The organism is Rhizobium sp. BK512, assembly GCF_014194915.1.
In the GTDB taxonomy this organism is placed as follows: domain Bacteria; phylum Pseudomonadota; class Alphaproteobacteria; order Rhizobiales; family Rhizobiaceae; genus Rhizobium.
Map to the genome: position 1 here is coordinate 702,641 of NZ_JACIAS010000001.1, position 25,768 is coordinate 728,408.

At 59.9% G+C, this 25,768-nt stretch carries 26 protein-coding genes; 16 read left to right on the forward strand and 10 right to left on the reverse strand.

The annotated features are described in order from the left end of the window. Positions 1–276: 276 nt before the first annotated feature. Together FHX06_RS03590 and FHX06_RS03595 are read left to right on the forward strand one after the other, a co-directional pair. Positions 277–921 carry an MBL fold metallo-hydrolase gene (locus FHX06_RS03590; RefSeq protein ID WP_112543580.1) on the forward strand — a complete coding sequence of 215 codons (645 nt, stop codon included), beginning with the start codon at positions 277–279 and terminating at the stop codon, positions 919–921. Positions 922–923: 2 nt separating this feature from the next. Then, entirely contained in the window at positions 924–1,493 is a 570-nt protein-coding gene (locus FHX06_RS03595) for a DUF1349 domain-containing protein (RefSeq protein ID WP_183878122.1), read from the forward strand. A gap of 45 nt (positions 1,494–1,538) precedes the next feature. Here the strand turns inward: FHX06_RS03595 and FHX06_RS03600 are convergent, their stop codons facing one another. The 4 genes from FHX06_RS03600 to FHX06_RS03615 form a co-directional block, all read right to left on the reverse strand. Beyond that, positions 1,539–1,880, reverse strand: a complete 342-nt coding sequence (locus FHX06_RS03600) for a tRNA-binding protein (protein WP_112543578.1) — start codon at positions 1,878–1,880, stop codon at positions 1,539–1,541. Between the two features lie 9 nt (positions 1,881–1,889). After that, a complete protein-coding gene (gene proC / locus FHX06_RS03605; protein WP_112543577.1) occupies positions 1,890–2,717 on the reverse strand; it encodes a pyrroline-5-carboxylate reductase in 828 nt (275 codons plus the stop codon). A gap of 1 nt (position 2,718) precedes the next feature. Continuing rightward, positions 2,719–3,219 carry a YbjN domain-containing protein gene (locus FHX06_RS03610; protein ID WP_112543576.1) on the reverse strand — a complete coding sequence of 167 codons (501 nt, stop codon included), beginning with the start codon at positions 3,217–3,219 and terminating at the stop codon, positions 2,719–2,721. Between the two features lie 399 nt (positions 3,220–3,618). Next, positions 3,619–3,879, reverse strand: coding sequence for an accessory factor UbiK family protein (locus FHX06_RS03615; protein WP_112543575.1), 261 nt, complete (start codon positions 3,877–3,879; stop codon positions 3,619–3,621). Positions 3,880–4,071: 192 nt separating this feature from the next. Between FHX06_RS03615 and lgt the strand changes: the two genes are divergently transcribed. The 6 genes from lgt to FHX06_RS03645 all read left to right on the forward strand — a co-directional run bounded on the left by lgt (position 4,072) and on the right by FHX06_RS03645 (position 10,086). Beyond that, on the forward strand, positions 4,072–4,923 hold the full coding sequence (lgt, locus tag FHX06_RS03620) for a prolipoprotein diacylglyceryl transferase (protein ID WP_113115257.1): 852 nt from the start codon (positions 4,072–4,074) through the stop codon (positions 4,921–4,923). A 19-nt stretch (positions 4,924–4,942) separates the two neighbouring features. Further along, a complete protein-coding gene (locus tag FHX06_RS03625; RefSeq protein WP_183878124.1) occupies positions 4,943–6,043 on the forward strand; it encodes a class I SAM-dependent methyltransferase in 1,101 nt (366 codons plus the stop codon). 104 nt (positions 6,044–6,147) lie between these two features. Then, the gene (pgeF, locus tag FHX06_RS03630; RefSeq protein WP_183878126.1) at positions 6,148–6,942 is read left to right on the forward strand and encodes a peptidoglycan editing factor PgeF; all 795 of its coding nucleotides are present in this window, start codon (positions 6,148–6,150) and stop codon (positions 6,940–6,942) included. 5 nt (positions 6,943–6,947) lie between these two features. Next, positions 6,948–8,099 (forward strand): M24 family metallopeptidase, encoded by a 1,152-nt coding sequence (locus FHX06_RS03635; protein ID WP_183878128.1) that lies wholly within the window; start codon positions 6,948–6,950, stop codon positions 8,097–8,099. A gap of 103 nt (positions 8,100–8,202) precedes the next feature. Then, positions 8,203–9,048: a hypothetical protein gene (locus FHX06_RS03640; protein ID WP_113016503.1), complete on the forward strand. Its 846-nt coding sequence runs from the start codon at positions 8,203–8,205 to the stop codon at positions 9,046–9,048. 105 nt (positions 9,049–9,153) lie between these two features. Further along, positions 9,154–10,086: a ribose-phosphate pyrophosphokinase gene (locus FHX06_RS03645; RefSeq protein WP_007824382.1), complete on the forward strand. Its 933-nt coding sequence runs from the start codon at positions 9,154–9,156 to the stop codon at positions 10,084–10,086. A 267-nt stretch (positions 10,087–10,353) separates the two neighbouring features. Here FHX06_RS03645 and FHX06_RS03650 read toward each other — a convergent pair whose 3' ends face one another. Together FHX06_RS03650 and FHX06_RS03655 are read right to left on the reverse strand one after the other, a co-directional pair. Further along, positions 10,354–11,901, reverse strand: a complete 1,548-nt coding sequence (locus FHX06_RS03650; protein WP_183878130.1) for a hypothetical protein — start codon at positions 11,899–11,901, stop codon at positions 10,354–10,356. A gap of 57 nt (positions 11,902–11,958) precedes the next feature. Continuing rightward, positions 11,959–14,748: an EAL domain-containing protein gene (locus FHX06_RS03655; protein ID WP_183878132.1), complete on the reverse strand. Its 2,790-nt coding sequence runs from the start codon at positions 14,746–14,748 to the stop codon at positions 11,959–11,961. A 413-nt stretch (positions 14,749–15,161) separates the two neighbouring features. Here FHX06_RS03655 and FHX06_RS03660 point away from each other — a divergent pair, with 413 nt between their 5' ends. From FHX06_RS03660 to FHX06_RS03680, 5 genes are all read left to right on the forward strand, one after another. After that, the gene (locus FHX06_RS03660) at positions 15,162–15,773 is read left to right on the forward strand and encodes a 50S ribosomal protein L25/general stress protein Ctc (protein ID WP_112543567.1); all 612 of its coding nucleotides are present in this window, start codon (positions 15,162–15,164) and stop codon (positions 15,771–15,773) included. Between the two features lie 185 nt (positions 15,774–15,958). After that, on the forward strand, positions 15,959–18,316 hold the full coding sequence (locus FHX06_RS03665; RefSeq protein WP_183878134.1) for an EAL domain-containing protein: 2,358 nt from the start codon (positions 15,959–15,961) through the stop codon (positions 18,314–18,316). Between the two features lie 26 nt (positions 18,317–18,342). Then, on the forward strand, positions 18,343–19,065 hold the full coding sequence (locus tag FHX06_RS03670) for a substrate-binding periplasmic protein (RefSeq protein ID WP_183878137.1): 723 nt from the start codon (positions 18,343–18,345) through the stop codon (positions 19,063–19,065). Between the two features lie 94 nt (positions 19,066–19,159). After that, a complete protein-coding gene (gene pth, locus FHX06_RS03675) occupies positions 19,160–19,876 on the forward strand; it encodes an aminoacyl-tRNA hydrolase (protein ID WP_112543564.1) in 717 nt (238 codons plus the stop codon). A 5-nt stretch (positions 19,877–19,881) separates the two neighbouring features. Continuing rightward, positions 19,882–20,337, forward strand: coding sequence for a GNAT family N-acetyltransferase (locus FHX06_RS03680; RefSeq protein ID WP_183878139.1), 456 nt, complete (start codon positions 19,882–19,884; stop codon positions 20,335–20,337). Positions 20,338–20,361: 24 nt separating this feature from the next. Here FHX06_RS03680 and clpS read toward each other — a convergent pair whose 3' ends face one another. Then, positions 20,362–20,673, reverse strand: coding sequence for an ATP-dependent Clp protease adapter ClpS (gene clpS, locus FHX06_RS03685; protein ID WP_112543562.1), 312 nt, complete (start codon positions 20,671–20,673; stop codon positions 20,362–20,364). 228 nt (positions 20,674–20,901) lie between these two features. Here clpS and ychF point away from each other — a divergent pair, with 228 nt between their 5' ends. Continuing rightward, positions 20,902–22,005: a redox-regulated ATPase YchF gene (ychF, locus tag FHX06_RS03690; RefSeq protein WP_112972212.1), complete on the forward strand. Its 1,104-nt coding sequence runs from the start codon at positions 20,902–20,904 to the stop codon at positions 22,003–22,005. Positions 22,006–22,084: 79 nt separating this feature from the next. On the opposite strand, the gene FHX06_RS03695 is transcribed toward ychF, so the two are convergent. Then, positions 22,085–23,155 (reverse strand): hypothetical protein, encoded by a 1,071-nt coding sequence (locus tag FHX06_RS03695; RefSeq protein WP_183878141.1) that lies wholly within the window; start codon positions 23,153–23,155, stop codon positions 22,085–22,087. A gap of 81 nt (positions 23,156–23,236) precedes the next feature. On the opposite strand from FHX06_RS03695, the gene FHX06_RS03700 reads away from it, so the two are divergent. Both FHX06_RS03700 and FHX06_RS03705 read left to right on the forward strand, forming a co-directional pair. Next, positions 23,237–23,707, forward strand: a complete 471-nt coding sequence (locus FHX06_RS03700; protein WP_183878143.1) for a MaoC family dehydratase — start codon at positions 23,237–23,239, stop codon at positions 23,705–23,707. Beyond that, positions 23,704–24,171 (forward strand): MaoC/PaaZ C-terminal domain-containing protein, encoded by a 468-nt coding sequence (locus FHX06_RS03705; protein ID WP_113210850.1) that lies wholly within the window; start codon positions 23,704–23,706, stop codon positions 24,169–24,171. The genes FHX06_RS03700 and FHX06_RS03705 overlap by 4 nt, the downstream gene beginning before the upstream one ends. Positions 24,172–24,228: 57 nt before the next feature. On the opposite strand, the gene FHX06_RS03710 is transcribed toward FHX06_RS03705, so the two are convergent. Further along, positions 24,229–24,771 (reverse strand): adenine phosphoribosyltransferase, encoded by a 543-nt coding sequence (locus tag FHX06_RS03710; protein WP_112543557.1) that lies wholly within the window; start codon positions 24,769–24,771, stop codon positions 24,229–24,231. Between the two features lie 116 nt (positions 24,772–24,887). Then, positions 24,888–25,760, reverse strand: coding sequence for a cytochrome c1 (locus FHX06_RS03715; RefSeq protein WP_112543556.1), 873 nt, complete (start codon positions 25,758–25,760; stop codon positions 24,888–24,890). Positions 25,761–25,768 lie beyond the last annotated feature (8 nt).

The following is a 25,768-nucleotide window of genomic DNA, read 5'->3' on the forward strand; positions in this document are numbered from 1 at the left end:
TAAGGTCTCCTTGTTGCGATGGGCTGACAACGCGCGGGTTGCGTGGTTGTTCCGCCGCATCAGGCAAGGCGGAAGAATGGCGTAAAGAAGACAGTAGCAAACATTTGAAATCGCTTCATAAAGCGTCCACAAGTCGAAGCCGCGCAACTCTCCCGAACCCGATAAATTCCTGTTGCGACCTGTCGTTTCCGCGTGAACCAGCCGAAAATTCCGGCTGCCTTCGACCGCAATTGCGCCTATAGAGACAGGCGATTGAAAAGACGAAACGAGGCATTCATGGGCATGCTCCAGGCCGGCATCATTCCGGTAACCCCCTTCCAGCAGAACTGCACCATTCTCTTCGATCCCGATACGAAGGAAGGGGTGGTCGTCGATCCCGGTGGCGACGTCCCGGTCATTGCCGGCGTAATCGAGGAGCACGGCCTGAAGATCAAGGAAATCTGGCTGACCCACGGCCATCTGGACCACGCCGGCGGCGCCAAGGAACTGAAGGAAAAGCTCGGCGTCGATATCGTCGGCCCCCACGAGGACGACCTGCCGCTCCTGCAGCGCATCGAAACTCAGGCCGCGAAATACGGCGTCGAGGGCCTGCAGAACGTCGTGCCCGACCGCTGGCTGAAGGATGGAGACAAGATCTCCTTCGGCTCTCACGAATTCGAGGTCTATCACACGCCGGGCCATGCGCCGGGCCACGTTATCTATTTCAACCGTGCGCAGAAATTCGCCCATCTCGGCGATGTGCTCTTCAACGGCTCGATCGGCCGCACAGACCTGCCCGGCGGCAATCATCGCCAGCTCCTGGATTCCATCAGGGACAAGGTGCTGCCGCTCGGCGACGATGTCGGCTTCATCTGCGGTCACGGCCCGGGAAGCCGCATCGGTGACGAACGCCGTGAAAATCCCTTCCTGAAGGAGATCTGAGCATGAAGCATATGAGCTGGCTGAACCCGCCGCCCTTCCTTGAAGAGCGCGACGGCGCGCTCCATGTCCGCTCCGGCGAAAAGACCGATTTCTGGCAGGGCACCTATTACGGCTTCCATCGCGACGATGGTCACTTCCTGCATGAAGGCCGCAAGGGTGACTTCACCGCCGAGGTTACCTTCTCCGGCAATTACGAAGCGCTTTACGATCAGGCGGGCCTGATGATCCGCGCCGATGAGAAGCACTGGATGAAATGCGGCATCGAATACACCGATGGGGCCAGGCACTTCAGCACCGTGGTTACCAACGGCAATTCAGACTGGTCGGCTTTCCGCATCGGCCATGATTTCGATGCCATATCGATCCGCGCCACCCGCAACGGCGACGCCCTCTTCATTCAGTACAGTACGGACACTATGGACGAATGGCGTATGGCCCGCCTCGCCTGGTTCGATCCGGCCCTTGAGGAGGTGCTGGTTGGCCCGGTCTTCTGTTCACCGCAGCGTGCCGGCTTCGAAGCCGTCTTTCACGATTTCACGTTGGGCGATCCGCTCTCGCGCGACATTCACTGAGGCTGCTTGCCGCGATGCCGGTCGACGATAGGGAAGTCTGACCGCTTACATCAGCTTCTGGCCATTCGGCACCGGCCGCTCGACCGCGGCAAGGACGATATCGCCCTTCTCATCGGCAAAACCGAGTGTCAGCACTTCCGAGCGGAACGGACCGATCTGCCGCGGTGGAAAATTGACGACGGCGAGCACCTGCCGCCCGACGAGCCGTTCCGGCGAATAATGAATCGTGATCTGCGCCGAAGATTTCTTGACGCCGATCTCGGGGCCGAAATCGATCAGAAGCTTGATCGCCGGCTTTCGTGCTTCCGGAAATGGATTTGCCTCGATGATCGTGCCGACACGAATGTCGACGCGCTCGAAATCTCCAAAGCTTATCTCTTCGGCCATGACCGCCTCTCAGCCGGCAAGTTCTTCGGCGCGTTTGCGAGCTGCCGCAAGCGCCTGGTCGAACAGCGGCTGCATACCGTCTTCCGCCATCAGCACGGAAAGAGCGGCAGCGGTCGTACCGCCGGGAGAGGTCACATTCTGGCGCAGGCGCGCAGCGTCGTCGGGGGACTGGTGCAGCAGCTCACCAGCCCCCGCCACAGTTTCCCGCGCAAGACGCATGGCAAGGTCCGCCTGCAGGCCAAGTTTGCGGCCTGCTTCTGCCATGCACTCGACGAGATAGAAAACATAAGCAGGCCCGCTGCCGGAGACCGCCGTCACGGAATCGATATCGGATTCGGAAGGCACCCATTCGACAGGACCGGAGACACGAAGAAGCGCATTGACGCCATCGCGCTGTTCGGCGCTGACACGCGCATTGGCAAAGGCGCCCGTCACGCCGCGCCCGATCATGGCAGGCGTGTTCGGCATGGCGCGCACCATCGCCGCCTCGCCGAGATGCTTTTCAAGAAAGGCCAGTGTCTTGCCGGCCGCGACCGAAACCACCACTGTCTGAGGCCCGACGACACTTTTGACCGTGGGAAGCACGGCTTCCATCACCTGCGGCTTCACCGCAAGAAATAAGACGCCGGCTTTAAGATCGGCAGGAGCGGCAGTGACATGCGCGGCGCCGGCATCGGCAATCGTCGACATCATCGCCGGCGATGGGCCAGGATCGACAACGACGACAGCAGAGCCCGGAACTCCGCTCTTCAGCCAGCCCGAAAGCATCGCTCCGCCCATATTGCCGGCCCCGATGAGGACGACCGGATTGGTGGCGGAAAAGGTAATCGCAGGCATGTTACGCCTCGCCGACAGTTTCGAAGAGTACGGCCTCCATCGCCTTGTTGGCTTCCATGCCGGACCAGACGACGAACTGGAAAGCCTGATAATAGGCCTCGCAGGTGTCGAGTGCACTCGAAAGCAGCACCTCGACCTGACGATTGGTGGGCTCGGCACCGCCGGCAAGCAGCAGCGACTGGCGGAAGATGACGACATCTTCCTGGCGCCACAGGTCGAAATGACCCATCAGCACCTGGCCGTTGATCGCCGAGAGCAGCTTCACGACCTCGTTGACCCTGATTTCGGGAACCCTGATGTCGAAGGCGCAGCCGAGATGCAGCGCTTCGAATTCCTCCATCCAGGAGAAGGAGACGTGATAGTCGGCCCAGCGGCCCTCGACCGTCATCGCGATCTCGTCTTCGCCGGAGCGCTCGAAGGCCCAGTCATTGTTTGAAGCCACGTACTCGATCATGTCGACCGGGTTCGACTGGCGTTCGACTTCCAATTCCATAAGGCTCATGCAGCACCTTCTTGACCGGAATGAATGCGGCTAACTTCGTGAAAAACACAAAACGAGACACACGCAATACCGGAAACAACCACTGGGGATGATCGTTGAACCGCTGCCAGACTAACGCAGTGAACCTGCCCGGAGCTTACCATTCGCTTCGAATCATCATTTAAAATCAGTCTATAATGGGCCTCGCGGCCTGCCAGCCCCCTTCACGGAAATTTGGCCGGACCTGCTGTGGAAAGCACTTATGGAATCAGATTCAGCGGGGGAGGTAAAAGACTCTGCCCATTGGCTTTTTTGGCAGTGTCCACAGGTGAAAAATCACACCCGATTTTTTTATCGAGGATGCGGCATGTTACATATGGGCCACGCCGCACCTTATACAGCATCTTGTTTAAGCTGAGATCACTTGCCCTTTGCGGCGAGCTTGGCTTCGAGCACAGCGATGCGGGCGGCGAGCGCCTCGTTCTCGTCCCGGGCCTTGATAGCCATTTCGCGCACGGCTTCGAATTCCTCGCGCTTGACCACATCCATGCTGTTCAGCCAGCGCTCGGCATGGGCGTTGAAGGCGGTTTCGACTTCCTTGCGCACGCCCTGCGCGGCCCCCGCGGCATCGGTCATCAGCTTGGCGAATTCATCCATGATGCGGTTCGTTCCGGTCGTCATGGCGTATTTCTCCCTTCGCACGACGTGAATATCAGGCCCTGCGGCCTCTGAAATGGAGGTAGGGCTTCGCCGTTAAGGATGCAAGCGCTTTACACGGGATAAGCCCTTGCGCGCAGGGCCGTGACGAACAATGCACTTGACCCCCAGAGATCGCAGGGTCATGTTCCGCGCATCTCAACGGGTGGGAAAACCTTGCCGATAGCCGCTGATCTTCTTGCTATAATGCCTTTCCCTGATATCGATCCGATCGCTTTTTCGATCGGCCCACTGGCGATTCATTGGTACGGCCTGGCCTATGTCGCCGGCATCCTTCTTGGCTGGGCCTATGCCCGGCGTATCGCGGCAAACGATGCGCTCTGGCCGGACAATAAATCGCCAATAACAAGGGCCCAGCTCGACGACTTCATCGTCTGGGCCGCACTCGGCATCGTTCTCGGCGGCCGCATCGGCTACATCCTTTTCTACGACCTCGGCGCCATTATTGAAAATCCGATCCGCGCCGTGCAGATCTGGAACGGCGGCATGTCCTTCCATGGCGGCCTGGCCGGCACGACGATCGCCATGATCCTCTTTGCTCGCCGCAACCACATTCCGATCTGGAACCTTTTCGATATCGTCGCGACTGTCGTGCCCTGCGGCCTGTTTTTCGGCCGTATCGCCAATTTCATCAATGGCGAGCTCTGGGGCCGGCTGACGGATGTGCCATGGGCAGTGGTCTTTCCGACGGGAGGCCCTTTTGCCCGCCATCCGAGCCAGCTCTACGAAGCCGGCCTTGAAGGTATCGTGCTGCTCCTCGTCCTTGCCGCCCTCGTCTATGGCACCAAGGCGCTGAAAAGCCCCGGCTTGATCACCGGCGTCTTCGTCTGCGGCTACGCGCTCTCGCGTATCTTCGTGGAATTCTTTCGCGAGCCGGATGCGCAGCTCGGCTACCTGCTGGGAACGAACTGGCTGACGATGGGAATGGTCCTGTCTTCCCCGATGATCCTGCTCGGCCTTTGGGCGATCTTCCGCGCCCGCCGACAGGCTGCGGCCTTGCAGCACTGAAGCTACCGGAATTGTTGCCATGACCACCGCTTTGGGCGAAAAGATCAAGACGATCATCCAGGCAAACGGGCCGATCAGCGTCACCGACTACTTTTCGCTTTGCCTGGCCGATCCCGAACACGGCTATTATCGCACCCGCGAACCCTTCGGCCGCTCCGGCGATTTCGTCACCGCGCCTGAAGTCAGCCAGCTCTTCGGTGAAATGATCGGCGTTTTTGTCGTTCACGCCTGGCAGCGCCATTCAACGCCAGCAGGTGTTCGCCTGGTCGAGATCGGCCCGGGCCGCGGTACGATGATGGCGGACATGCTGCGTGTGATTTCACGCATCGCTCCGCCGCTCTTCGACAACATGACGATTCATCTCGTCGAAACCAGCGAACGCCTGCGCGATGTCCAGAGCCAGGCGCTGGAAGCCTATGACGGCAAGATCAGCTGGCATGCCGGCTTCGACGAAGTACCGCCGGGCTTTACCCTGATGGTCGCCAATGAACTCTTCGACGCGATCCCGATCCGCCAGTTCATCCGCACACCGACCGGCTTCCGTGAACGCATGGTCGGTCTCGATGCCGATGGCGAGCTGATGTTTGCCGCCGGCGTCGCCGGCATCGATCCGGCGCTGCTGCCGGAGCCCGCGCAGAATGTCCCCGTCGGCACGCTCTTTGAGATTTCGCCTGCCCGTCAGGCGGTCATGAGTGCCGTCTGCGAAAGGCTGCGGGCCTTCAGCGGCACGGCGCTCGCAATCGACTACGGACACCTTGTCACCGGCTTCGGCGATACGCTGCAGGCCGTGCGCATGCATGAGTTTGATCCGCCGCTTGCCCATCCCGGCGAAGCGGACCTCACAAGCCACGTCGATTTCCAGCAGCTCGCCGAAACGGCGGCGTCCGCCGGTCTCCACATTAACGGCGCGCTGCATCAGGGCGATTTCCTGACCGGCCTTGGCATCCTTGAGCGCGCCGCCGCACTGGGCCGCGACCGCGAGCCGCACACGCAGCAGATTATCCAGAGCGCCGTCGACCGTTTGGCAGGAGCTGGGGAAGGCCGCATGGGCGAACTTTTCAAGGTGCTGGCCGTCTCGCATCCGGCAATCGACCTGATGCCGTTCCGCCCGGTGGATTGACAGACAACGTCGCGCTCGCCAACATCCAGGCAAATGACAGTGCTTCGCCGGACAAGAGCCGGCGGAGACGACGTCGATCCCTCTCCAAAAAACCGGAATATCACATGACAGATGCGGACTCTCCGGCACCGATCGAAAGCGCGCTGCTGAACGAAGCGACCGGCAGCACGATCCGCCACGGCTATTTCACCCGTGCGGGTGGCGTTTCCCAGGGAATCTATCGCGGCCTCAATGTCGGCCTTGGCTCGCATGACGAACGCGAAAATGTGCAGGAGAACCGCAGACGGGTCGCCGCCTGGTTCGGCCTGCCGGTCGAGCGGCTGGCGACGGTCCATCAGGTCCATTCCCCCGATGTTGTCACAATCGGACCAGACTATGATGGCGACCGGCCGCAGGCAGATGCCATGGTCACGGCAACACCGGGCATCGCGCTCGGCGTGCTTGCGGCCGATTGCGGCCCGATCCTGTTTGCCGATCCGGAAACTCGGGTCATCGGCGCGGCCCATGCCGGATGGAAAGGCGCGCTGACCGGCGTGCTTGAAAACACCATCGATGCCATGGAAGCCCTTGGCGCGACCAGGGACAACATCGTCGCCTGCCTCGGCCCCTCGATCAGCCAGGCAAGTTACGAGGTCGGCCCGGAATTCGTCGAGCGCTTCCTTGCCTATGATCCGACCTACGAACGCTACTTCGTCCCCTCCCGGTCAGCCGGCCACGCAATGTTCGATCTGCCGGCACTGACCGTCGAACGGCTGAAAAACGCCGGCGTGCGCGCCGAAAGCTTGGGGGTCTGCACTTATCCCGACAGCGAGCGCTTTTTTTCCTATCGCCGGACCACACATAAAAAGGAGCCGGATTACGGCCGCCAGATTTCGGCGATAAGCATCAGGGAGATGTAAGCAGCATGGCACTTCATTTCGAACCGGCTGAATTCGCCGGCCGCCTCGCCCGCCTGACGGACAAGATGAAGGAAGAAAAGCTCGATGCGCTGCTGCTTTTTGCACAGGAGAGCATGTACTGGCTGACCGGCTACGACACCTTCGGCTACTGCTTCTTCCAGACGCTGGTCGTCAAGGCTGACGGCACCATGGCGCTCCTTACCCGCTCGGCCGACCTGCGCCAGGCCCGGCACACCTCCGTTATCGAGGACATCCATGTCTGGGTCGATCGCGTCAACGCCGACCCGACGATGGATCTCAAGAATCTGCTGGTCGAAATGGACCTGCTCGGCGCCCGTATCGGCGTCGAATATGACACGCATGGCATGACCGGCCGCGTCGCCCGGCTGGTCGATGCGCAGTTGACGACCTTCGGCCAGATCAGTGACGCCTCCTACCTCGTCAGCCGCCTGCGCCTCATCAAGAGCCCGACTGAAATCGCCTATGTCGAGCGCGCTGCCGTGCTGGCCGACGACGCGCTGGATGCTGCGATCCGCCTGGCCAAGCCTGGCGCCGACGAAGCCGATATTCTTGCGGCCATGCAGGGCGCGGTCTTCACCGGTGGTGGCGACTATCCGGCCAACGAATTCATCATCGGTTCAGGCGCCGACGCCCTGCTCTGCCGCTACAAATCTGGCCGTCGCAAGCTCGATGCCAATGACCAGCTGACACTCGAATGGGCCGGCGCCTACGCGCATTATCATGCCGCCATGATGCGCACGATCGTCATCGGCGAGCCGACCCACCGCCACCGCGAGCTCTACAATGCCTGCCTCGAGACGATCCAGGCGATCGAGACCGTGTTGAAGCCCGACCACACCTTCGGCGATGTCTTCGACATGCATGCAAGGATCATGGACGAGCGCGGCCTCGCCCGCCATCGCCTCAATGCCTGCGGCTATTCGCTGGGAGCCCGTTTCTCGCCCTCCTGGATGGAGCATCAGATGTTCCATGCCGGCAACCCGCAGCCGATCGAGGCCGACATGTCGCTCTTCGTGCACATGATCATCGCCGATTCCGATACGGGTACGGCCATGACGCTCGGACAGACCTATCTGACGACAGATGAAGGCCCGCGTGCGCTTTCGCGCCATCCGCTGGATTTCATCGGCGCCTAAGTTCTGCAATGACCGGCAAGAATCCGGAATTGACAGACAGGTCCCCCCACCCCCATAAATTCGCACGGGGCTGATGCTGACGTGGGAAGGGACGAACCGAGGGATGACGCGAGTTGCGACTGCGCCCACGCTCCTGATCTGTCTTGCCTTGCTTTCTGCTTGCAACACGACCGATGCATTGACGCTCACGCCGCCGATGGAAATCGGCGACTCCTCGACGGACCAGCGCTCATCCACACCGGTGACGCAGGGCGAAGCCGAACGCATGGCCGGAGCGCCGCAGCAGACATTTCCAGCCGCACCCCGTCGGAACGGTTATACGCCAGCCTATAGCCAGCAGACATATCCGACCCAGCCGGATTATCAGGCCCAGACCTACCGGCCCGGCACCGGCGCTCCGCCGACGACCATGCAGGCCCAAGCCGATGCGCTGTCCCGCAACGGCTCTTCGCCCGCTGCGTCCGGACCGATCGAAAGCGGGTCGCTTGCGCCACCGACCGTCGCTGCCGAACAACCGCCGTCGCGTCAGCCGACACAGACGGCAGCGCTTGATCCGTCGGTTTCTTCATCGACGTCGGCGCGCGGCAATACCGTGCGCTTCCTGCCCATCATCGGTGCGCCGGTGCAGGCCGTGACCCCGCTGTCCCGCCAGCTCGGGACGGAAGCCCGCGCCCATGGCCTTGCCATCAAGAGTTCCAACGACACCAGCAGCGACTATATTCTGAAGGGTTACCTCTCCGCCTTCAGCGACGAAGGCAAGGTCACCGTGGTCTATGTCTGGGATGTGCTGGACAATGCCGGCGGCCGGCTGCACCGCATTCAGGGACAGGAAAGCGTGCCGACGGCGGCGACCGATCCCTGGGCCGGCGTGCCTGCCTCCGTGATGCAGCAGATCGCCTCCAAAACGATTTCGGAATTTACATCCTGGCGGCAAAGCCAGGGCGGTTAGTCACAAGCTTTTTATAAATATAAAAGTATGTGATGCCTTAGCCCTTGCATTCACCGGGAAGCTGGCTAAAAAGCGCGGCTATCAGCGCATAACAGGCGGACCAAGATGAAGGTTTTCGCAGGCAATTCGAACCGGCAACTCGCCGAAGCGATCTGCAACTATCTCAATGTTCCCTTAGGGAAAGCCAGTGTCCGAAGGTTTGCCGACCAGGAAATCTTCGTGGAAATCCAGGAAAATGTCCGCGGCGAGGACGTCTTCCTCGTGCAGCCGACCGCCTTTCCTGCCAATGACCACCTGATGGAACTGCTGATCATGATCGACGCCATGCGTCGTTCGTCAGCCCGCCGCATCACCGCCGTGCTGCCGTATTTCGGCTACGCCCGCCAGGATCGTCGCGCCTCCGGCCGCACCCCGATCTCCGCCAAGCTGGTCGCAAACCTGATTACCGAAGCCGGCGCCGACCGCGTCATGACGCTCGACCTCCATGCCGGTCAGATCCAGGGCTTCTTCGATATACCGACAGACAACCTCTTCGCCCTGCCCGTTCTGACGCGCGACATCAAGAGCCACTATGACCTTAGCAACGTCATGGTCGTCTCGCCTGACGTCGGCGGCGTGGTGCGCGCCCGCGCGCTCGCCAAACGGCTGGACTGTCTTCTGGCCATCGTCGACAAGCGTCGCGATCGGCCCGGTGAATCCGAAGTCATGAACATCATCGGTGACATCACCGGCAAGGACTGCCTGCTGATCGACGATATCGTCGATTCCGGCGGCACGCTCTGCAACGCCGCCGACGCCATGCTCGCCAAGGGCGCTTCCAGCGTCACCGCCTACATCACCCATGGCGTGCTCTCCGGCGGCGCGGTCACCCGTGTAACCTCGTCGAAGCTGCGCGAACTCGTCATCACGGATTCCATCCAGCCGACGACGGCCGTCCTTTCGGCCCACAACATCCGCGTCGTCACGACAGCACCGCTGATCGGCGAAGCCATCAGCCGCACGGCACAGGAAGAGTCCGTCTCGAGCCTCTTCGACTAAAAAGAGCCGGTATTCGACCGGCTCTTTTGTTTCGGCTTGCATGCTTGTTACTGTCCGGTCTCACTCAGCCCTATCAAGGGCTGATTATTCACCGTCACAGAACCATCCGGATGTCGAACAACGGCCCACAATGAACGGCCGTCTCCCTCTTGAGTAAAGCCCTTCGCCACCGTCATCCAGAGGCTGACTTGACCTCGACCTTCGGTGCCGGATCAAAAAAGCCGGCACGGAGCCGGCTTTTCGTTTCCAGATTGCAAGCCGAATGCCTTATTGCGGCTGTACCGGCTCCTGACCTTGTTCCTGTTCCTGATCGGGTTCCTGCCCTTGATCCTGATCCTCGCTCTGATCCGGCTCCTCGGCATCCGGTCCCTTGATCTGCTGACCGTTGACCGCCACCGAACCGTCGCCGGCAACGCTGATATCCCAGCGCGAGCGGCCATCCGGATCAGTCTTGGCAAAGCCCTTGGCCATCATCATGCCGAAGGAGACCTGCTGGAGGTTCGGATCGCTCTTGGCAAGCTCCTGAATGGCGGCGATCGACTTGTCGAGATCGCGCGCAAGGACCGAAGCCTGAACCGAATAGTCCTTCTGCGTATCGATGCGGCCCAGCAGTTTGCCGGTGACGTCGATATCGTAGACGTCGGAGACCGCGGTAAACTTCGGCAAGTCGACGACGAGCATACCATCATGGAAAAGCTTCTCGGCCGCCTGCTTGCCACTTTCCTCCGAATTGCTGCCGGCCGAGAAATCGATCTTCATGAACTCGTCGCCGAAAGCGGCAAAATCCATGTCGGGGACGGCGATCTGCATATCGATGCTCTTCGGCAGGAAGGCGTGGTAGCTCGCCGGCACGACAGGGCTATCGAGCGTCACATCTGCAGCGTTCATACCGAAGGCAAACCGGACGGCGTCGCTCGGCCCGGCGATCGAGAAATTATAGCCGAAGGCCTTGGCGCCACCGTTACCCGCGGCGGTACCGACCGTCAGGTTGTTCGCCGTGATCGATTCATTGAGGGAGGAGAATAGCGGGAAGGATGCCTTGAGCACCGATTTCAGCTTTTCGCCATCCTCCTTGCTCAGTTCCTTCTCGTCCATATGCTCCAGGATGAAGAAGACGATATCGCGGATTTCCTTCGCCGGCAGGCTGGCGACATCGGCGTTGAAGTCTATCGAATCCGCCTTGATGTTGACCGGTGGCATCTGCGGGCTCGTGACGGTCTCCGACAGCGCGGAAAGCGAACCGTTGGCCTTGAAATCGAGACGACCATTACCGCTGGCGCTGTCGGTCGAATCGAGCCGGTAGTCCATGCCCGCAAATGTCGCGTCGACCTGGTCCATATCGGACTTTGACGTGACGCGAATGTCAGTGGCCTTGAAATTGCCGGAGCGCAGATACGCGATCGCAGGATCGAAAACGCCGTCATAGACCATCGATGCTATCGAGTAGGTAAAATCCGTGGCCTTGTCATCCGGCCCCTTGAGGTTGCCGGAGATATTGAAGCTGTTATTGCCTTCAAGGTTCCACAGACCGCTGTCGAGCGGCGTGGCAAAAACCGACCATGGTGTCAGGCCATTCACCACGACCTTGGTCGTGTCGACCTTGCTGAGCAGCTTGGCGAAATCATAAATGATCTCGTAGCGGCTACCCGCCGGGTTGACGGTTAGAAAACCGCTCTTTGCAAAATCGTCGGGCAACACTTTCGTCAGGCTGTCGCGAAGCTTGTTGGCTCCATCCTGATTGATCTCAGCCGCATTCGCTGCCGCGAACAGCGATAGGGCAATAATGCTCGTCGTGGTGACAAGTTTGAGACGCATCCGTACTCTCCTCAGCCGCTTTGAATGCGGCATAGGAAGATCGGATATCTTCCGGTGTCAAGCCGCCGTGTTGAGTGCAGCGGCTTGTTTTTCCATTCGTGCCGGGCGGCCAAAGTAGTAGCCCTGAGCCTCATCGCATCCTTCCGACGTCAGCAGCTCGAGCTGGCTCAGCGTTTCCACGCCTTCCGCCAACACCGGAATCGACAGCCCGCGTCCGAGGGCCAGGATGGACCGAATGACCGCTTTCGCCTCCTGGCTCGTCTCGACTTCGTTCATGAAGCTGCGATCGAGCTTGATCTTGTCGAAGGGGAATGAGCGAAGGGTCTCGAGTGACGAATAGCCTGTTCCAAAATCGTCGATGGCGATAGCGACGCCCTGCTGCTTGAGCGCGCGCATTGCAACCAGCGCCTTGCTCTTGTCGACGATGATCGACGACTCCGTTATTTCAAGTTCGAGCCGCGATGCCGGCAGGCCGGTTTCCTGGAGCACGGCGCGAACGAGCTCGGCTATGTTTGCATGGGCGATCTGGATGGGCGAAATATTGACGGCGATCTTGATGTCGTCCTTCCAGCTGACCGCTTCCCTGCATGCCTCGCGAAGGACCCATTCGCCGATGGGCACGATCGCGCCGCATTCTTCGGCAATCGGAATGAAATCGACGGGCGAGATGTTTCCGCGCTCAGGATGGTTCCATCTGAGCAGCACCTCGTAGCCGGTCGTCTTGCCGGTCGCGACCGATTTCTGCACCTGATAGTGAAGGTACATCTGGTCACGCTCGATCGCGGTCCAGAGGTCACGCGCCAGCCTTCGTCTGTCACGAGACGCTTCATCCATGGATTCTTCATAGAAGCAGACATTGCGCCCGACCTCATGCTTTGCACGATACATGGCCAAATCTGCGTTTGCGAGAAGCGTTTCGGTATTTTCGCCGGCCTCGGGGTAAAGTGCGACGCCAACGCTGGCCCCCGGGACGATATGGTGTCCCTCGAAATCCATCTTCTCCATGAGCGTGGCTTCCAGCCGCGCAACGAAGTCGTCAAGCTCTGCCATGTCGTTGAAGCGCTTCACGGCTGCGAACTCATCGCCGCCAAGTCGGGCGACGAGCTCCTCGTCGCGCAGGATTCCGTTCAAGCGGGCAGCCAATGTGCTCAACACGAAATCACCTGCGACATGACCCATCTGGTCATTGATTTCTTTGAACTTGTCCAGGTCGATGCCAATCACCGCAACCTTGCTCGACAGCCTTTTGGCGATTGTCAGCTGATGTGAGAGATAGTCGTTGAACGTGGGACGGTTAGGAAGGCCGGTCAACGCATCGTGCTTGGCCATGAACGCGATTTTCTCTTCGCGTGCCAGTCGCTCGGTAATGTCTTCGAATGTCGTAACCCAGCCGCCATCCGCCAGAACGTTGAATGTCGCAAGAATTGAGCGACCGCTCGTCGTCTGATGCACCAGGGTTTTCTGGCCGGAGCGCATGGTCGCCATATGCCGGCGATAATGATCGGTCGCCCTTGTATCTGCGGCGTCACCATCGCCAAAGACGATCTGATAGCCGCTGCGAACGATTTCGGAATAGGCAAGGCCGGGGCGAATGAAATTCTCGGGAAACCCGAAGAGCTGGCTATATCTGGCGTTTGCGAGAATCAGCCGCTCATTGCGGTCGAACATCGAGATGCCCTGGCTCATGTTCTCGAGTGCCAGATCGAGGTTCCTCGATACTTCCCTGATCCGATCCCCGTCGATCTTTGCCTGCGTGATATCGCGGGTAATCTTCACGTACCCGATGAGATGATGGTCATCATCATACACGGGTTGGATGACGACATGTGCCCAGAACGAGGATCCATCCTTGCGAAAACGCAGCCCTTCTGCTTCAAATCTGCCGTTGGCGAGAGCGGATTGGAGCGCACGCTGCGGAAGACCATTCTTCTGATCCTCTTCGGAGTAGAACCGGGCGAAGCTCTGGCCGACGATTTCGGCGGCGCTATAGCCCTTGGCGCGTTCCGCCCCGGTATTCCAGTTCGTCACGATGCCTGAAGGGTCGAGCATGTAGATTGCGTAATCCGTCACGCCCTGCAGGAGCAGCTCGAACCTGGTTTCGCTTGCACTCGCCTGCCTGGCGGCGCGAAACGCAATGATCGATGCCGAAATGCCCGAGGCGAGCATTGAGATCGATACGGCAAGAATGGTCGCCAGAAGAAACGGCTTCGAAAGCGCCTGCGGCTCGATCGCGTTTGCGCCTCCTTCGATAATCGTCAGCGCCCCCATCGCGGTGAAATGCATGAGGACGATGCCGAGTGACAGCGCGGACGCTGCAGCGAGAATGCTCCAGTTCGAGCCCTTCCAGTTCTTTGTGAGCGTAAATCCCCAGGTCGCCATGGCCGCCGATATGATCAGCGCAACGACAACGAGATACCGATCCCAGACGATGGTACCTGGAACCTGCAGTCCAGCCATGCCGATGAAATGCATGGCTGCGACGCCGACGCCAAAAGCGAGGCCCGCGGCAATATTGGCCTGGGAGCCTGCAAGTGACACGGCAGCAAGGCCGGCCACAAAAGTGGAGGCAAAGGCCGCGCCGAGTGAAATAAGCGTCAGATCGCGATCAAAACCGACGACGATGCCCGGATCATAGGCGAGCATCGCGACGAAATGCGTCGACCAGATACCGAAGCCGCCCGCTGCCCCGGCCACGGAAAGCCAGATCCAGCGCGGCACGCCTTTTGACCTGCCAGCGCTTCTCAAGAACAGGATCGTTCCCAGATTGGACACAAGGCATAGTGCGGCAGCCAGGAGAACCAGCGTCAGGTCATGTTGGTATGTCAGGCAGTATGCGATCGCAAACATGAGAAAACCCATTCTTTTCAAGCCTGACATCGATCTGCCCGCGTTAAAGAAGGGATAATCCGGCGCCTTTGCAGGCAAAGTGGAACCTTCTGTTCGACTTTGTGATTAACGCCCGGACAACGAAAGCTTATCATTGGTTTTGGAGTCACCCCCGCAATACCAAGGATTGCATCGCGCGGTTTTTCGGGTGTATTACGGCAAGACGCGATCGGCAGGATATGGCCGACGGCATGCTATTCTCGACAGAGCCTGTCACCGCTTGCGTTTCCGTGACACTTATATTATAGGCCACGCGTCCGCGTAGACACCCTTGGAGGCAACGCGGATGAGGACGGGCATGCCCGCCTCCGGTCCGACGGCACAAGGCTTTTTGCCCGCCGCGGGCTCTCCAAATAACCTCGAAAGGACTAGCCATGAGCCACGAAACTTACGAGCTCAAGGCCGAGGCGCGCGAACGGGTTGGTAAGGGGTCCGCCCGTGAACTCCGCCGCAACGGCTTTATTCCCGCTGTCATCTATGGTGACAAGCAGGCCCCGATTTCCATCGCTATCAACACCAATGAGGTGACGAAGCGCATTCATGCCGGTGGCTTCATGACCACCGTTGCGACCATCGACGTCGACGGCAAGAAGTACCAGGTTCTGCCGAAGGACTACCAGCTCGATCCGGTCCGCGACTTCACGATGCACGTCGACTTCCTGCGCGTATCTGGCAACACCCAGGTTACCGTTGAAATCCCGGTTCACTTCGTCAACGAAGACAAGTCCCCGGGCCTCAAGGTCGGCGGCGTTCTGAACATCGTTCGTCACGAAGTCGAAGTTCAGTGCCCGGCAAACGCGATCCCGGAATTCTTCACGGTTGACCTCTCCGGCCACAAGATCGGCGACAGCATCCACATTTCGGAAGTCACGCTGCCGAAGGGTGTTACGCCCACTATCGCCGATCGCGACTTCACGATCGCAACGATCGTTGCTCCGGCTGCAGGCATCGACGAGTCCGCTGCCGAAGGCGAAGCAGAAGCCTGATAGCTTCTACCAATTTGTAAAGCATAAGCCCGTTTTCCCTGAGGAAAGCGGGCTTTTTCATTTCCGGGAAAGGCCCATTTCAGCAACATTTAACACATTCATGGAAGCATGTTCCGGCTGGTTGCGAAGTCCCCGCCCTGCTGCGTGACCGCAGAATATTCCGACCCCGTGGAGCAAACGGAACCATGAATAATTCCGTTGAGAACAGATTTTTTGCGATTGTTTGCGGCGCGCTGCTTGTTTTTGTAGCCCCCCTTTTTGTTCTTTTTCTTTTCCTTTCCTCCGAACGCGCCGACAAGGAAATACGCGACCATATTTCCGTTCTTCTTGTTGCCAATGCCCAGGCGCTTGCCAAGCCGCTTTGGGATCTTGATGCCGACAGCGTAACCCAAATCAGCGCGACGGTCGTTTCGCAGGGCGCCATCGTCAAGGTGGAAGTGCGCGATCAATCCGGCCAGCTCGACGTCAGCCAGTCGACCATTCCGAGGTCATTCGACGGCAAGCTCGTTCAGGTATCACGCGCCATCATCTACAACACCGTCGATGGCCCGAAGAACCTCGGCAGCATTTCCGTCTTCTATCCGGCACTCGGCTTGTTTTCCGGCCTGAAGCAGGAAGAGGTCGTTTTCGTCTCGATCTTCATTTTCGCGGTGCTGGCCGTTTTCGCGACCGCGCTTATCGGCAACCGCATCTTCGTCATCCAGCCCCTGATGCGCCTGACGGCCGCAATCGAGGCGACACGCCAGCTCGGCTCCCGCCATCATGTCGACTGGCGGTCGAACGACGAAATGGGCCGCCTCGCCCAGAGCTTCAACGAAATGCAGACGAAGCTCGAGAATGAGGAAACCGAGCTGAAGCTCGCGCATCGCCGCACCACCGATATCTATAACCTGACGCCAGCCATGCTCTTCTCGCTCGACGACGAAGATCGCATCACCGCCGTCAGCGACTATTGGCTGCTTGCAACCGGTTATCACCGCGCCGCCGTCATCGGCCGGAATTTCTCCGATCTCGTGACCTCCTTCACCCGCGACAAGTTCGTCAATCGCAAGAGCCAGCGTGAGAACGGCACCGGTGACGTCACCGTCAAGTTCATCTGCATGGACGGCCGCATCATGGACGCCCTGATCATGGAGTCGGCGCTGACGACCCAGGGACAGGAAGGTCAGTCGCTCTCCGTCATGACCGATGTGACGGAACTGAAGGCCTCCGAAGACCGCAATCATCGCCAGGCGATATCGGACCATCTGACAGGTCTGTTGAACCGCCAGGGCTTCGAAGCCGTACTCGACAGCAAGATCGCAGCCGCCGATGCCGCCGATCAGGAACTCGCCTGCCTCTTCGTCGACCTCGACCGCTTCAAGTGGATCAACGACAATATGGGCCACGCCGCAGGCGACGCGGCCCTCATCGAACTCGTCGAGCGGCTGAAGACGTTGCTTGCTCCCTCCGATGAAGCTGCCCGTCTCGGCGGCGATGAATTCGCCATCCTGCTGCCCGCCAAGAATGCCGAGAAGCGCGCTCGCGCCATGTGCGACCAGATCGCTTCGATCTTCGAGACACCTTTCGGCCCGGACATGCATCTCAGCGCCTCTGTCGGCATCGCCATCTATCCGCGCCATGCTGCGACGGCAGCCGAACTGCTGCAGAAGTCCGACATGGCCATGTATGCCAAGAAGCGCGACGGCAAGAACGGCGCACGGATTTTCGACAACAGCATGCTCGACCATGCCCGCCGGCGCGCCGAGATCGAAGCGCATATCGAAGCCGGCCTCGCCGACGACTGGTTCGAGGCCTATCTCCAGCCGATCGTGAACCTGAACGGCCGCGGCATCGCGGGCTTCGAGGCACTGATGCGCCTCAACCATCCACAGAAGGGTCTCATGCCACCGGCCGAGATCATCAGCGTGGCCGAAGAGACTGCCAAGATCGTTCGCGTCGGCAATGTCATCATGGAAAAGGCGATCGCCAATCTGGCGAAGATTTCTCGCCTGCCCGGCATGCAGAATACCTATCTCGCCATCAATTTCTCGCCGCTGCAATTCGAGCCGGCGCTCGCCGCCCGCCTCGCCGCGATCCTCGGCCGCCACGGCATCCTGCCGGATCGTATCGTCGTCGAGATCACGGAAGCGGTGCTGATGCACGACAACCCGCAGATCCGCATGATCGTGACGGAACTGCGCCGTTTCGGTTGCCGCATCGCGCTTGACGATTTTGGTACCGGGTACTCGTCGCTGAGTTATCTCAATCGCTTTCCGGTCGACATCATCAAGATTGACCAGTCCTTCACCCGCGCCATCAATGACGCTGACGATGACGTGCGCCAGAAGAGCCGCATGCTGATCGAGGGCATCACGACGCTGTCGCACAAGATGAACTGCACCGTGATTGCCGAAGGCATCGAGACCGAGGAGGAATGCGGCACCCTGCACCAGATGGGCCTCGATTATGGTCAGGGCTATCTGTTCCACCGTCCGCAGAACGCCGCCAGGCTGATCGAGGAATTGAGCAGCTCGCTCTCGGATGTGGCGCGCGCTTCATGAATTGACGAGATACGGGAGGTATCGCGATGAAAAGGCTGCTGCTTCTTGCACTTCTTGCCCTGCCCTGCTTTTCCGCGTCGGCGTCAGCCCAGACGGTAGCCTTCGTGACCGAGGAATACGCCCCTTTCAACTACCGCGACGGAAAGGTTATCAAGGGCGCGACCGTGGAACAGGTTCAGAAGGTGATGGCCGATATCGGCATCGATTATACGCTCGACGTCATGCCCTGGGCCCGTGCCTTCAGTCTCGCACGCACGACATCGATGACCTGCGTCTTCGCGACCGCCCACAATGCCTCGCGCGACGGCCTGTTCAAATGGGTCGAGCCGCTTCTCGTCGACCGCAACATCCTGATTACCCGCCAGGGTTCAGGCGTCTCTGCCGCCAACCTCGAGGCGGCAAAGAAATACGTTATCGGCACACAGCGTGACGACTATACCGAAGTGACACTCAAGGAGAAGGGCTTTACCAAGCTCGACGTCGCCAGCGATTTCAACGCGACGCTGCGCAAGCTGCTCGGCGGCCGTATCGACATGATGCCGATCTCCGAACTCTATTTCAACAAGCTGAAGGCTGACCAGCCGCTGGAAATGGTGACCGTGCTGTCCTCGCAGCCGATGGGAATTGCCTGCGAGAAGAACTTCCCGGACGATCTCCTGGCCCGCATGCAGGCCTCGCTGGACAAGCTGATTGCCAGCGGCGAACAGAAGCAGATCTTCACGAAATATGGCCTGCATCTGCTGAATTGATCGGCCGCCCACCGTTCACGCCCGCCTTTGCCACTTGACTTTGCCGCCGTTTCGCGGTGGTGAACGCCAACAGCTCTTGCAAGGAAGACAGGCCATGCTGATCATCGCGGGTCTCGGCAATCCCGGCGCGAAATATGCCGGCAACCGGCACAATATCGGCTTCATGGCGGTGGATGCCATCTATCGCCGCCACAGCTTTTCGCCCTGGTCGAGGAAATTCAAGGCCGAGATTTCCGAAGGTGAGCTGGCGGGTGAGAAGGTGCTGCTGATCAAGCCGCAGACCTTCATGAACCTGTCGGGCGAAGCGGTCGGCGAAGCCATGCGCTTCTACAAGCTGCAGCCTTCCGATCTCGTGGCGATCTATGACGAGCTCGATCTCCCGGCCGGCAAGGCGCGGCTGAAGACCGGCGGAGGCCATGGCGGCCACAATGGCATCAAGTCGCTCGACGCCCATTGCGGCAAGGAATACCGCCGCCTGCGCCTCGGCATCGGTCATCCAGGCGCCAAGGAACTCGTACACAACCATGTGCTTGGTGATTTCGCCAAGGTCGACCGGGATTGGCTGGAACCGCTGCTCGACACGCTCGCCGACAACGCCGACATGCTGGTCCGCAATGAAGATTCCCAGCTGATGAACAAGATTGCACTCGCGCTCGGCGGCAAGGCGGAAGAGGAAAAGCCGAAGCCGGAGAAGAAGCCGGCAGGAAAGTCCCACATTCACCAGGCCCGCAATCACGGCCAGCAGAAGCTTCCGGCGACTGGCCCCATGGCCGAGATGCTGAAAAAGATGTTCGGCAACAAGGGCGACTGAACGCGATGGCAGGCGGGGACTTCAGCATCCGGCCCGCGGCCGTCGGCGATTTGCAGGGCCTGACCACGCTCTACCAGCACCTCAACCCGACCGATCCGGTCCTCTCTGCTGATGTGGCAATGGAACGCTTTTGCGCCATTCTGGCGCAGCCCGGCATGACGGTCTTGATCGGCTTTGCCGGCGAGATCGCTGCCGCGACCGTCACGCTGGTCACCGTGCCCAACCTGACGCGCAATGGCGCCTCCTACGCACTGATCGAAAACGTCGTCACCCACGCTGATCACCGCAAGCAAGGTTATGCCGGCAAACTCATCCGGCATGCGATTGAAGAAGCCTGGAACGTCGGCTGCTACAAGGTCATGCTGCTCACCGGATCCAAGAATCCGGCAACCCTGCGCTTCTATGAAAACTGTGGTTTCATGCAGGACAAGACCGGCTACCAGATCCGCCGCCCGTCTTGAGACGCACGTCCTTTCCTCCGGCCACTATTCCTCAGGCTCCGTCGTGAACATCAGTGGAAAGCCCATCTCCTTGGCAAGGTCGATGGCTTCCTTGGCCTTCGTCTCCGCAATATCTTTGGTACAAACCACGACCACGCAGGAGCCGAGCTTGTGTGCCGTCATCATCACGCGGTAACCGGCCTCTTCGCTCATGCGAAAAACGACCTTCAGCACCACGGTGACAAATTCGCGTGGCGTATAATCGTCATTGACGAGAATGACCTTGTAGAGCTTCGGCTTGTCCAGCTTCGGCTTCACCCTGGTCTTGGGTTTTAAGGCAATGTCGTTGTCAGCCATCGGAAATCCGCCCGTTGATGACATGGGAAGGGGTTTGGATCTAACTAAGCTTTTTAGATTGCAGAATTTCGACACCTGGTGCCGGGGGAAATCCCGCGAGAGTAAGAATAATGCTGCCAAGCCCCGACGGCAAGGGAGCGGCGAGAAAAGCGCTCTAAGACTTGACCGCTCCCCTCCTTTATCCCATAGCCACGGCCAAGGATTTCTTGAGAACAGCAGGTTTCAGCCATGGGCTTCAAATGCGGTATCGTCGGTCTGCCGAATGTCGGCAAGTCGACCCTCTTCAACGCACTCACCAAGACGGCGGCAGCGCAGGCGGCGAACTATCCCTTCTGCACGATCGAGCCGAACACCGGCGAAGTGGCCGTTCCCGACGCCCGCATGCAGAAGCTTGCCAATATTGCCAAGTCGAAGGAAATCATCCCGACCCGCATCAACTTCGTCGATATTGCCGGCCTCGTGCGTGGCGCATCGAAGGGTGAAGGCCTCGGCAACCAGTTCCTCGCCAATATTCGCGAAGTCGATGCCATCGTGCATGTGCTGCGCTGCTTCGAGGACGGCGACATCACCCACGTGGAAGGTCGCATCGATCCGGTTGCCGACGCCGATACGATCGAGACCGAACTGATGCTCGCCGATCTCGAAAGCCTTGAGCGCCGCACGGAGCAGACCCGCAAGCGCGCCGCCGGCAAGGACAAGGAGTCCTTGGCCATGCTGCCGATCATGGAAGCCTCGCTCGCCCTGCTGCAGGACGGCAAGCCGGTTCGCACCCTGCTCGCGAAGCTGGACGCGGAAGAGATCCGTATCCTCCAGGGCCTTAACCTCCTGACCTCGCATCCAGTCCTCTATGTCTGCAACGTCGCCGAAGGCGACGCTGTGACCGGCAACCAACATACCGAGGCCGTCGCCGTGATGGCGAAGGCGCAAGGAGCCGAAACCGTCATTATCTCGGCTGCGATCGAATCCGAAGTCGCCCAGCTTCCAGATGAGGAAGCCAAGGAGTTCCTTTCAGCCCTCGGCCTTGACGAAGCTGGCCTCGACCGCTTGATCCGCGCAGGCTACAAGCTGCTCGACCTTATCACCTATTTCACGGTCGGCCCGAAGGAAACGCGCGCCTGGACGATCGCGCGCGGCACCAAGGCGCCGCAGGCAGCCGGCGTGATCCACTCGGATTTCGAACGCGGCTTCATCCGCGCCAATACGATCGCCTACGACGACTACATCCAGTTCAATGGTGAAGTCGGCGCCAAGGAAGCCGGCAAGGCGCGCGACGAAGGCAAGGAATATGTCGTCCAGGACGGCGACGTCATCCACTTCCGCTTCAATACCTGATGCATAGGCATGTCGCGCAAAAGCCCGCAGCGTTTTTGCGATAACGACATGCGTCAAGCAGAAAAACCAAAGCTGCCGCTCAGCCGGGCGGCAGTCTCTCTACCACGCCTGACGGCAAGGCGCGCAACACGATGCGCCGAAGCGGCATCCAGCCTGTACCGATGACGAGCACGATCACGCCGACGATAATGAGCGTTCCGAAAATATAGGTATCGACGGTCGCACTCCCCTGCCGGAATATCCCATAGATCGCCAGTCCCAGCGTCAGCAGGCCAGACGTGACGAAAGCGCGCCGGTCGATGATCAGGCCGATCAGCATCAACAGCGCGACGATTACGACGACAACCGGGGTCTTGAAGGAGTTGGCGTCCATGATGTCCAGCCAGCCGCCGTCGAGTGAGAGCAAGATCCGGATGCTGTAGAGCAGCGCAGGTGCGGCAACGAGATGAAGCCAGAAGGCGACATCCGATCGCGTCGTGCGGCGAAGCCTGTCGCTGAGATCGAAACCGAGTGCAGCGATGAACAGGCCGACGGCGCAGGCAAACAGGATGACCGACACAAGAGTCGAATGGTTGAGGATGAAGGCATCGTCGCCGCTCGCCCATTGCAGCAGGCGGAAGACAAGCGCAAGCACGAGGGCCAGACCCGAGAAGATGGAAAGCGCAAGCGCAAGCGGCACACGGTAGCGCAGATAGAAAAGCCCCATGATAACGGGGAATGCGACGATGAACCTGTCGATGCCATCGCCGGTCAGCCACAGATCGGCATTGGAGGGATAGATCGACAGCATCATCCGGAAGGTCCAGGCAAAAACCGCCAGCGTCAGCAACACGGCCGGCAGCGCGAGGCGCTGGCGCTTCACGAGGATTTCTGCCAGCACAAGAATTGCCGGCAGCACCGCATAGAGCGAGGCAAGTCCCCAGAGGCCCGCCAGCGCGATCAGGATGCCGATGGTGATGAGGACGTCGTGAAAGCCCCTGACGAAGCGTGGCGTCTCTGTATCCGACCATGCCGGCTCCAAAGGCCCCGCCGCACGCGCGTCGACGACAACACCGCGTGCAGCCAGGAACGGCACCAGCCGCTCGCCAGCCTCGGCTGTAATCAGCCCCTCGCGCGCCGCCTCGTCGAGTATCGACCTTAGTTCAGCCATGCCGGTTCGTTCCTATGGAATCATTGAGCCCGCGCGGATGCTATTGTAAGCACTGACGCCTGCCTATGATGAGGACCCCTAATGCCTGCAGAAAAGCTCGCCTATGAGGATTTCCAGCCCGGCCGGCGCTTTCCGCTTGGTCCGAAAGCAGTGACGGCACCCGAAATCATCGAATTTGCCGCGGAGTTCGACCCTCAGCCCATGCATCTGGACGAAGCGGCGGGCCGTGCCAGCATCCTCGGCGGCCTTGCCGCTTCCGGCTGGCATACGTCGGCGATGTTCATGCGCATGATGGCCGACAGTTTCGTCCTGAACTCGCTTTGCGAAGGTGCACCGGGCGTCGATTTCATGGAATGGCGCAAACCGGTGTTGGCAGGCGACACGCTCTCCGGCCATTCGACGGTGCTGGAGGCACGTCCGATGCGCTCGCGTCCAGGCCTCGGCATCGTTAAATTCCGCCACGACGTGGAAAACCAACGCGGTGAACTGGTCCTGCTGTCGGAGAACTCCGTCATCTTCGGCATGCGTGGCAGCCCGGAGGTCAGCGCATGAGAATGACCGAACTCTACGCCGCCGGTGAGAAGAGTGAGATCGGGACCTATGTCTTCACCGAAGAAAAGATCCTCAGCTTCGCCCGGAAATACGATCCGCAGCGCTTCCATACCGACAAGGATGCGGCCGGCGACACGATGTTCGGCGGGCTCTGCGCCTCCGGATGGCATACGACGGCCGCCTGGATGCAATGTTTCCTCGAATACTGGATGGCGGAGATCGACCGGCTGAAGAGCGAGGGCCTGGACCCGCCGAACCTCGGCCCCTCACCCGGCTTCCAGAAGCTGCAGTGGCTGAAGCCGGTCTTTGTCGACGAGACGGTCAGCTATTCCGTGACCTTTCTCTCCGGCCGTCCGCTGGCGTCGCGGCCCGGCTGGCATGTCAACAACATCCTCTGCGAAGGCGTCAATCAGGACGGTATTGCCGTCATCCGCTTTGAAAGCAGCGTGCTCGAATTCGAGTGATGCGGGCAGAAGCAATTCCAGCAAACGCCTAAAACGGCTCTGCTGGAATTGACAGGTTCAATGGCCGGAAAACTCGACGAGCGTATGCACGTCGACCCCGAGATCCTCGAGCTTCTTGCGGCCGCCGAGATCCGGCAGGTCGATGACGAAGCAGGCACCGACCACTTCCGCGCCGATCTGGCGGAGAAGCTTTGTCGCCCCCACAGCCGTGCCGCCCGTCGCAATCAGATCGTCGACGAGGATCACCTTTTCGCCTGGCTCAACGGCATCGCGATGCATCTCCATTTCGTCCACGCCATATTCCAGGCTGTAGGCGATGCGCACTGTGTCATGCGGCAGCTTGCCCTTCTTGCGGATCGGCACGAAGCCCGAGGAAAGCTGATGCGCAACCGCGCCGCCGAGGATGAAGCCGCGCGCTTCCATGCCGGCAATCTTGTCGACCTTCAGACCAGCATAGGGTTGCACGAGTTCATCAACCGCGCGGCGGAAGGCCCGGGGATTGCCGAGCAACGTGGTGATGTCGCGAAAGATGATGCCGGGCTTGGGATAATCCGGTATGGAGCGGATGCTGGCCGCAAGCTCCGAAAGCGTGTTGTTCATCGAAAATCCGTATCTGCGAGGGGCACAAAACGCCCGCACACTATCAATTGCGCCGGGTCAAACCAAATAAAAAAGGCGGCTGAAAAGCCGCCTTTTCCGATGAGACCGATTATATCTCAGTGGTCGGTGCGCCCGTAGATCGAGCGCTTGGTCAGATAGACCAGCACCGTGAAGATCAGCAGGAAGACCATGACCATGAAGCCGGTACGCTTGCGCTCTTCGAGATGCGGCTCGGACGCCCACATCAGGAACGACGAGACATCCTTGGAATACTGATCGACCGTCTGCGGCGAACCGTCGTCATAGGTGACCTGGTCGTCGGAAAGCGGCTTCGGCATGGCGAGAACGGCAGCGGCATGGAAATACGGGTTGTAATGCGAACCTGCCGGAACCTGGAAGCCGGCCGGCGGCTCTTCATAGCCGGTCAGCAGCGAGTGGATATAGTCCGGACCGCTTTCCTGATACTGGGTGAAGATGTCGAAGACGAACTGCGGGAAACCGCGTTCGACTTCACGGGCCTTGGCAAGCAGCGACATATCCGGGGGAGCCGCACCGTTGTTGGCAGCAGCGGCAGCTTCCGCATTCGGATAGGGCGATGGGAAGTGGTCGGATGGAACTGCCTTGCGGGTGAACATTTCACCGCTGGCGTCAGGGCCGTCCTGAACTTCGTAATTGGCCGCGAAGGTCTTGACCTGTGCATCCGAATAGCCGAGTGCGCCCAGCGTACGGAAGGGCACGAGGTTCATCGAGTGGCAGGCGGAACAGACCTCCGTATACACCTTCAGGCCGCGTTGGAGCTGGCCCTTGTCGTAATGGCCGAACGGGCCGGCAAAGGTCCAGTCGATTTCCTTCGGTTCCTTCAGCGGATAGTGCGGGGTGGCACTTTCCTCATGATGGGCAGCCGGGGCGGCAGCTTCCTGGGCGAACGCGACGCCGCCAAGGCCGGCTGCGACAGCGAGCGAGAGGATGCTTGCAACAAGCTTTTTCATATTTCTAT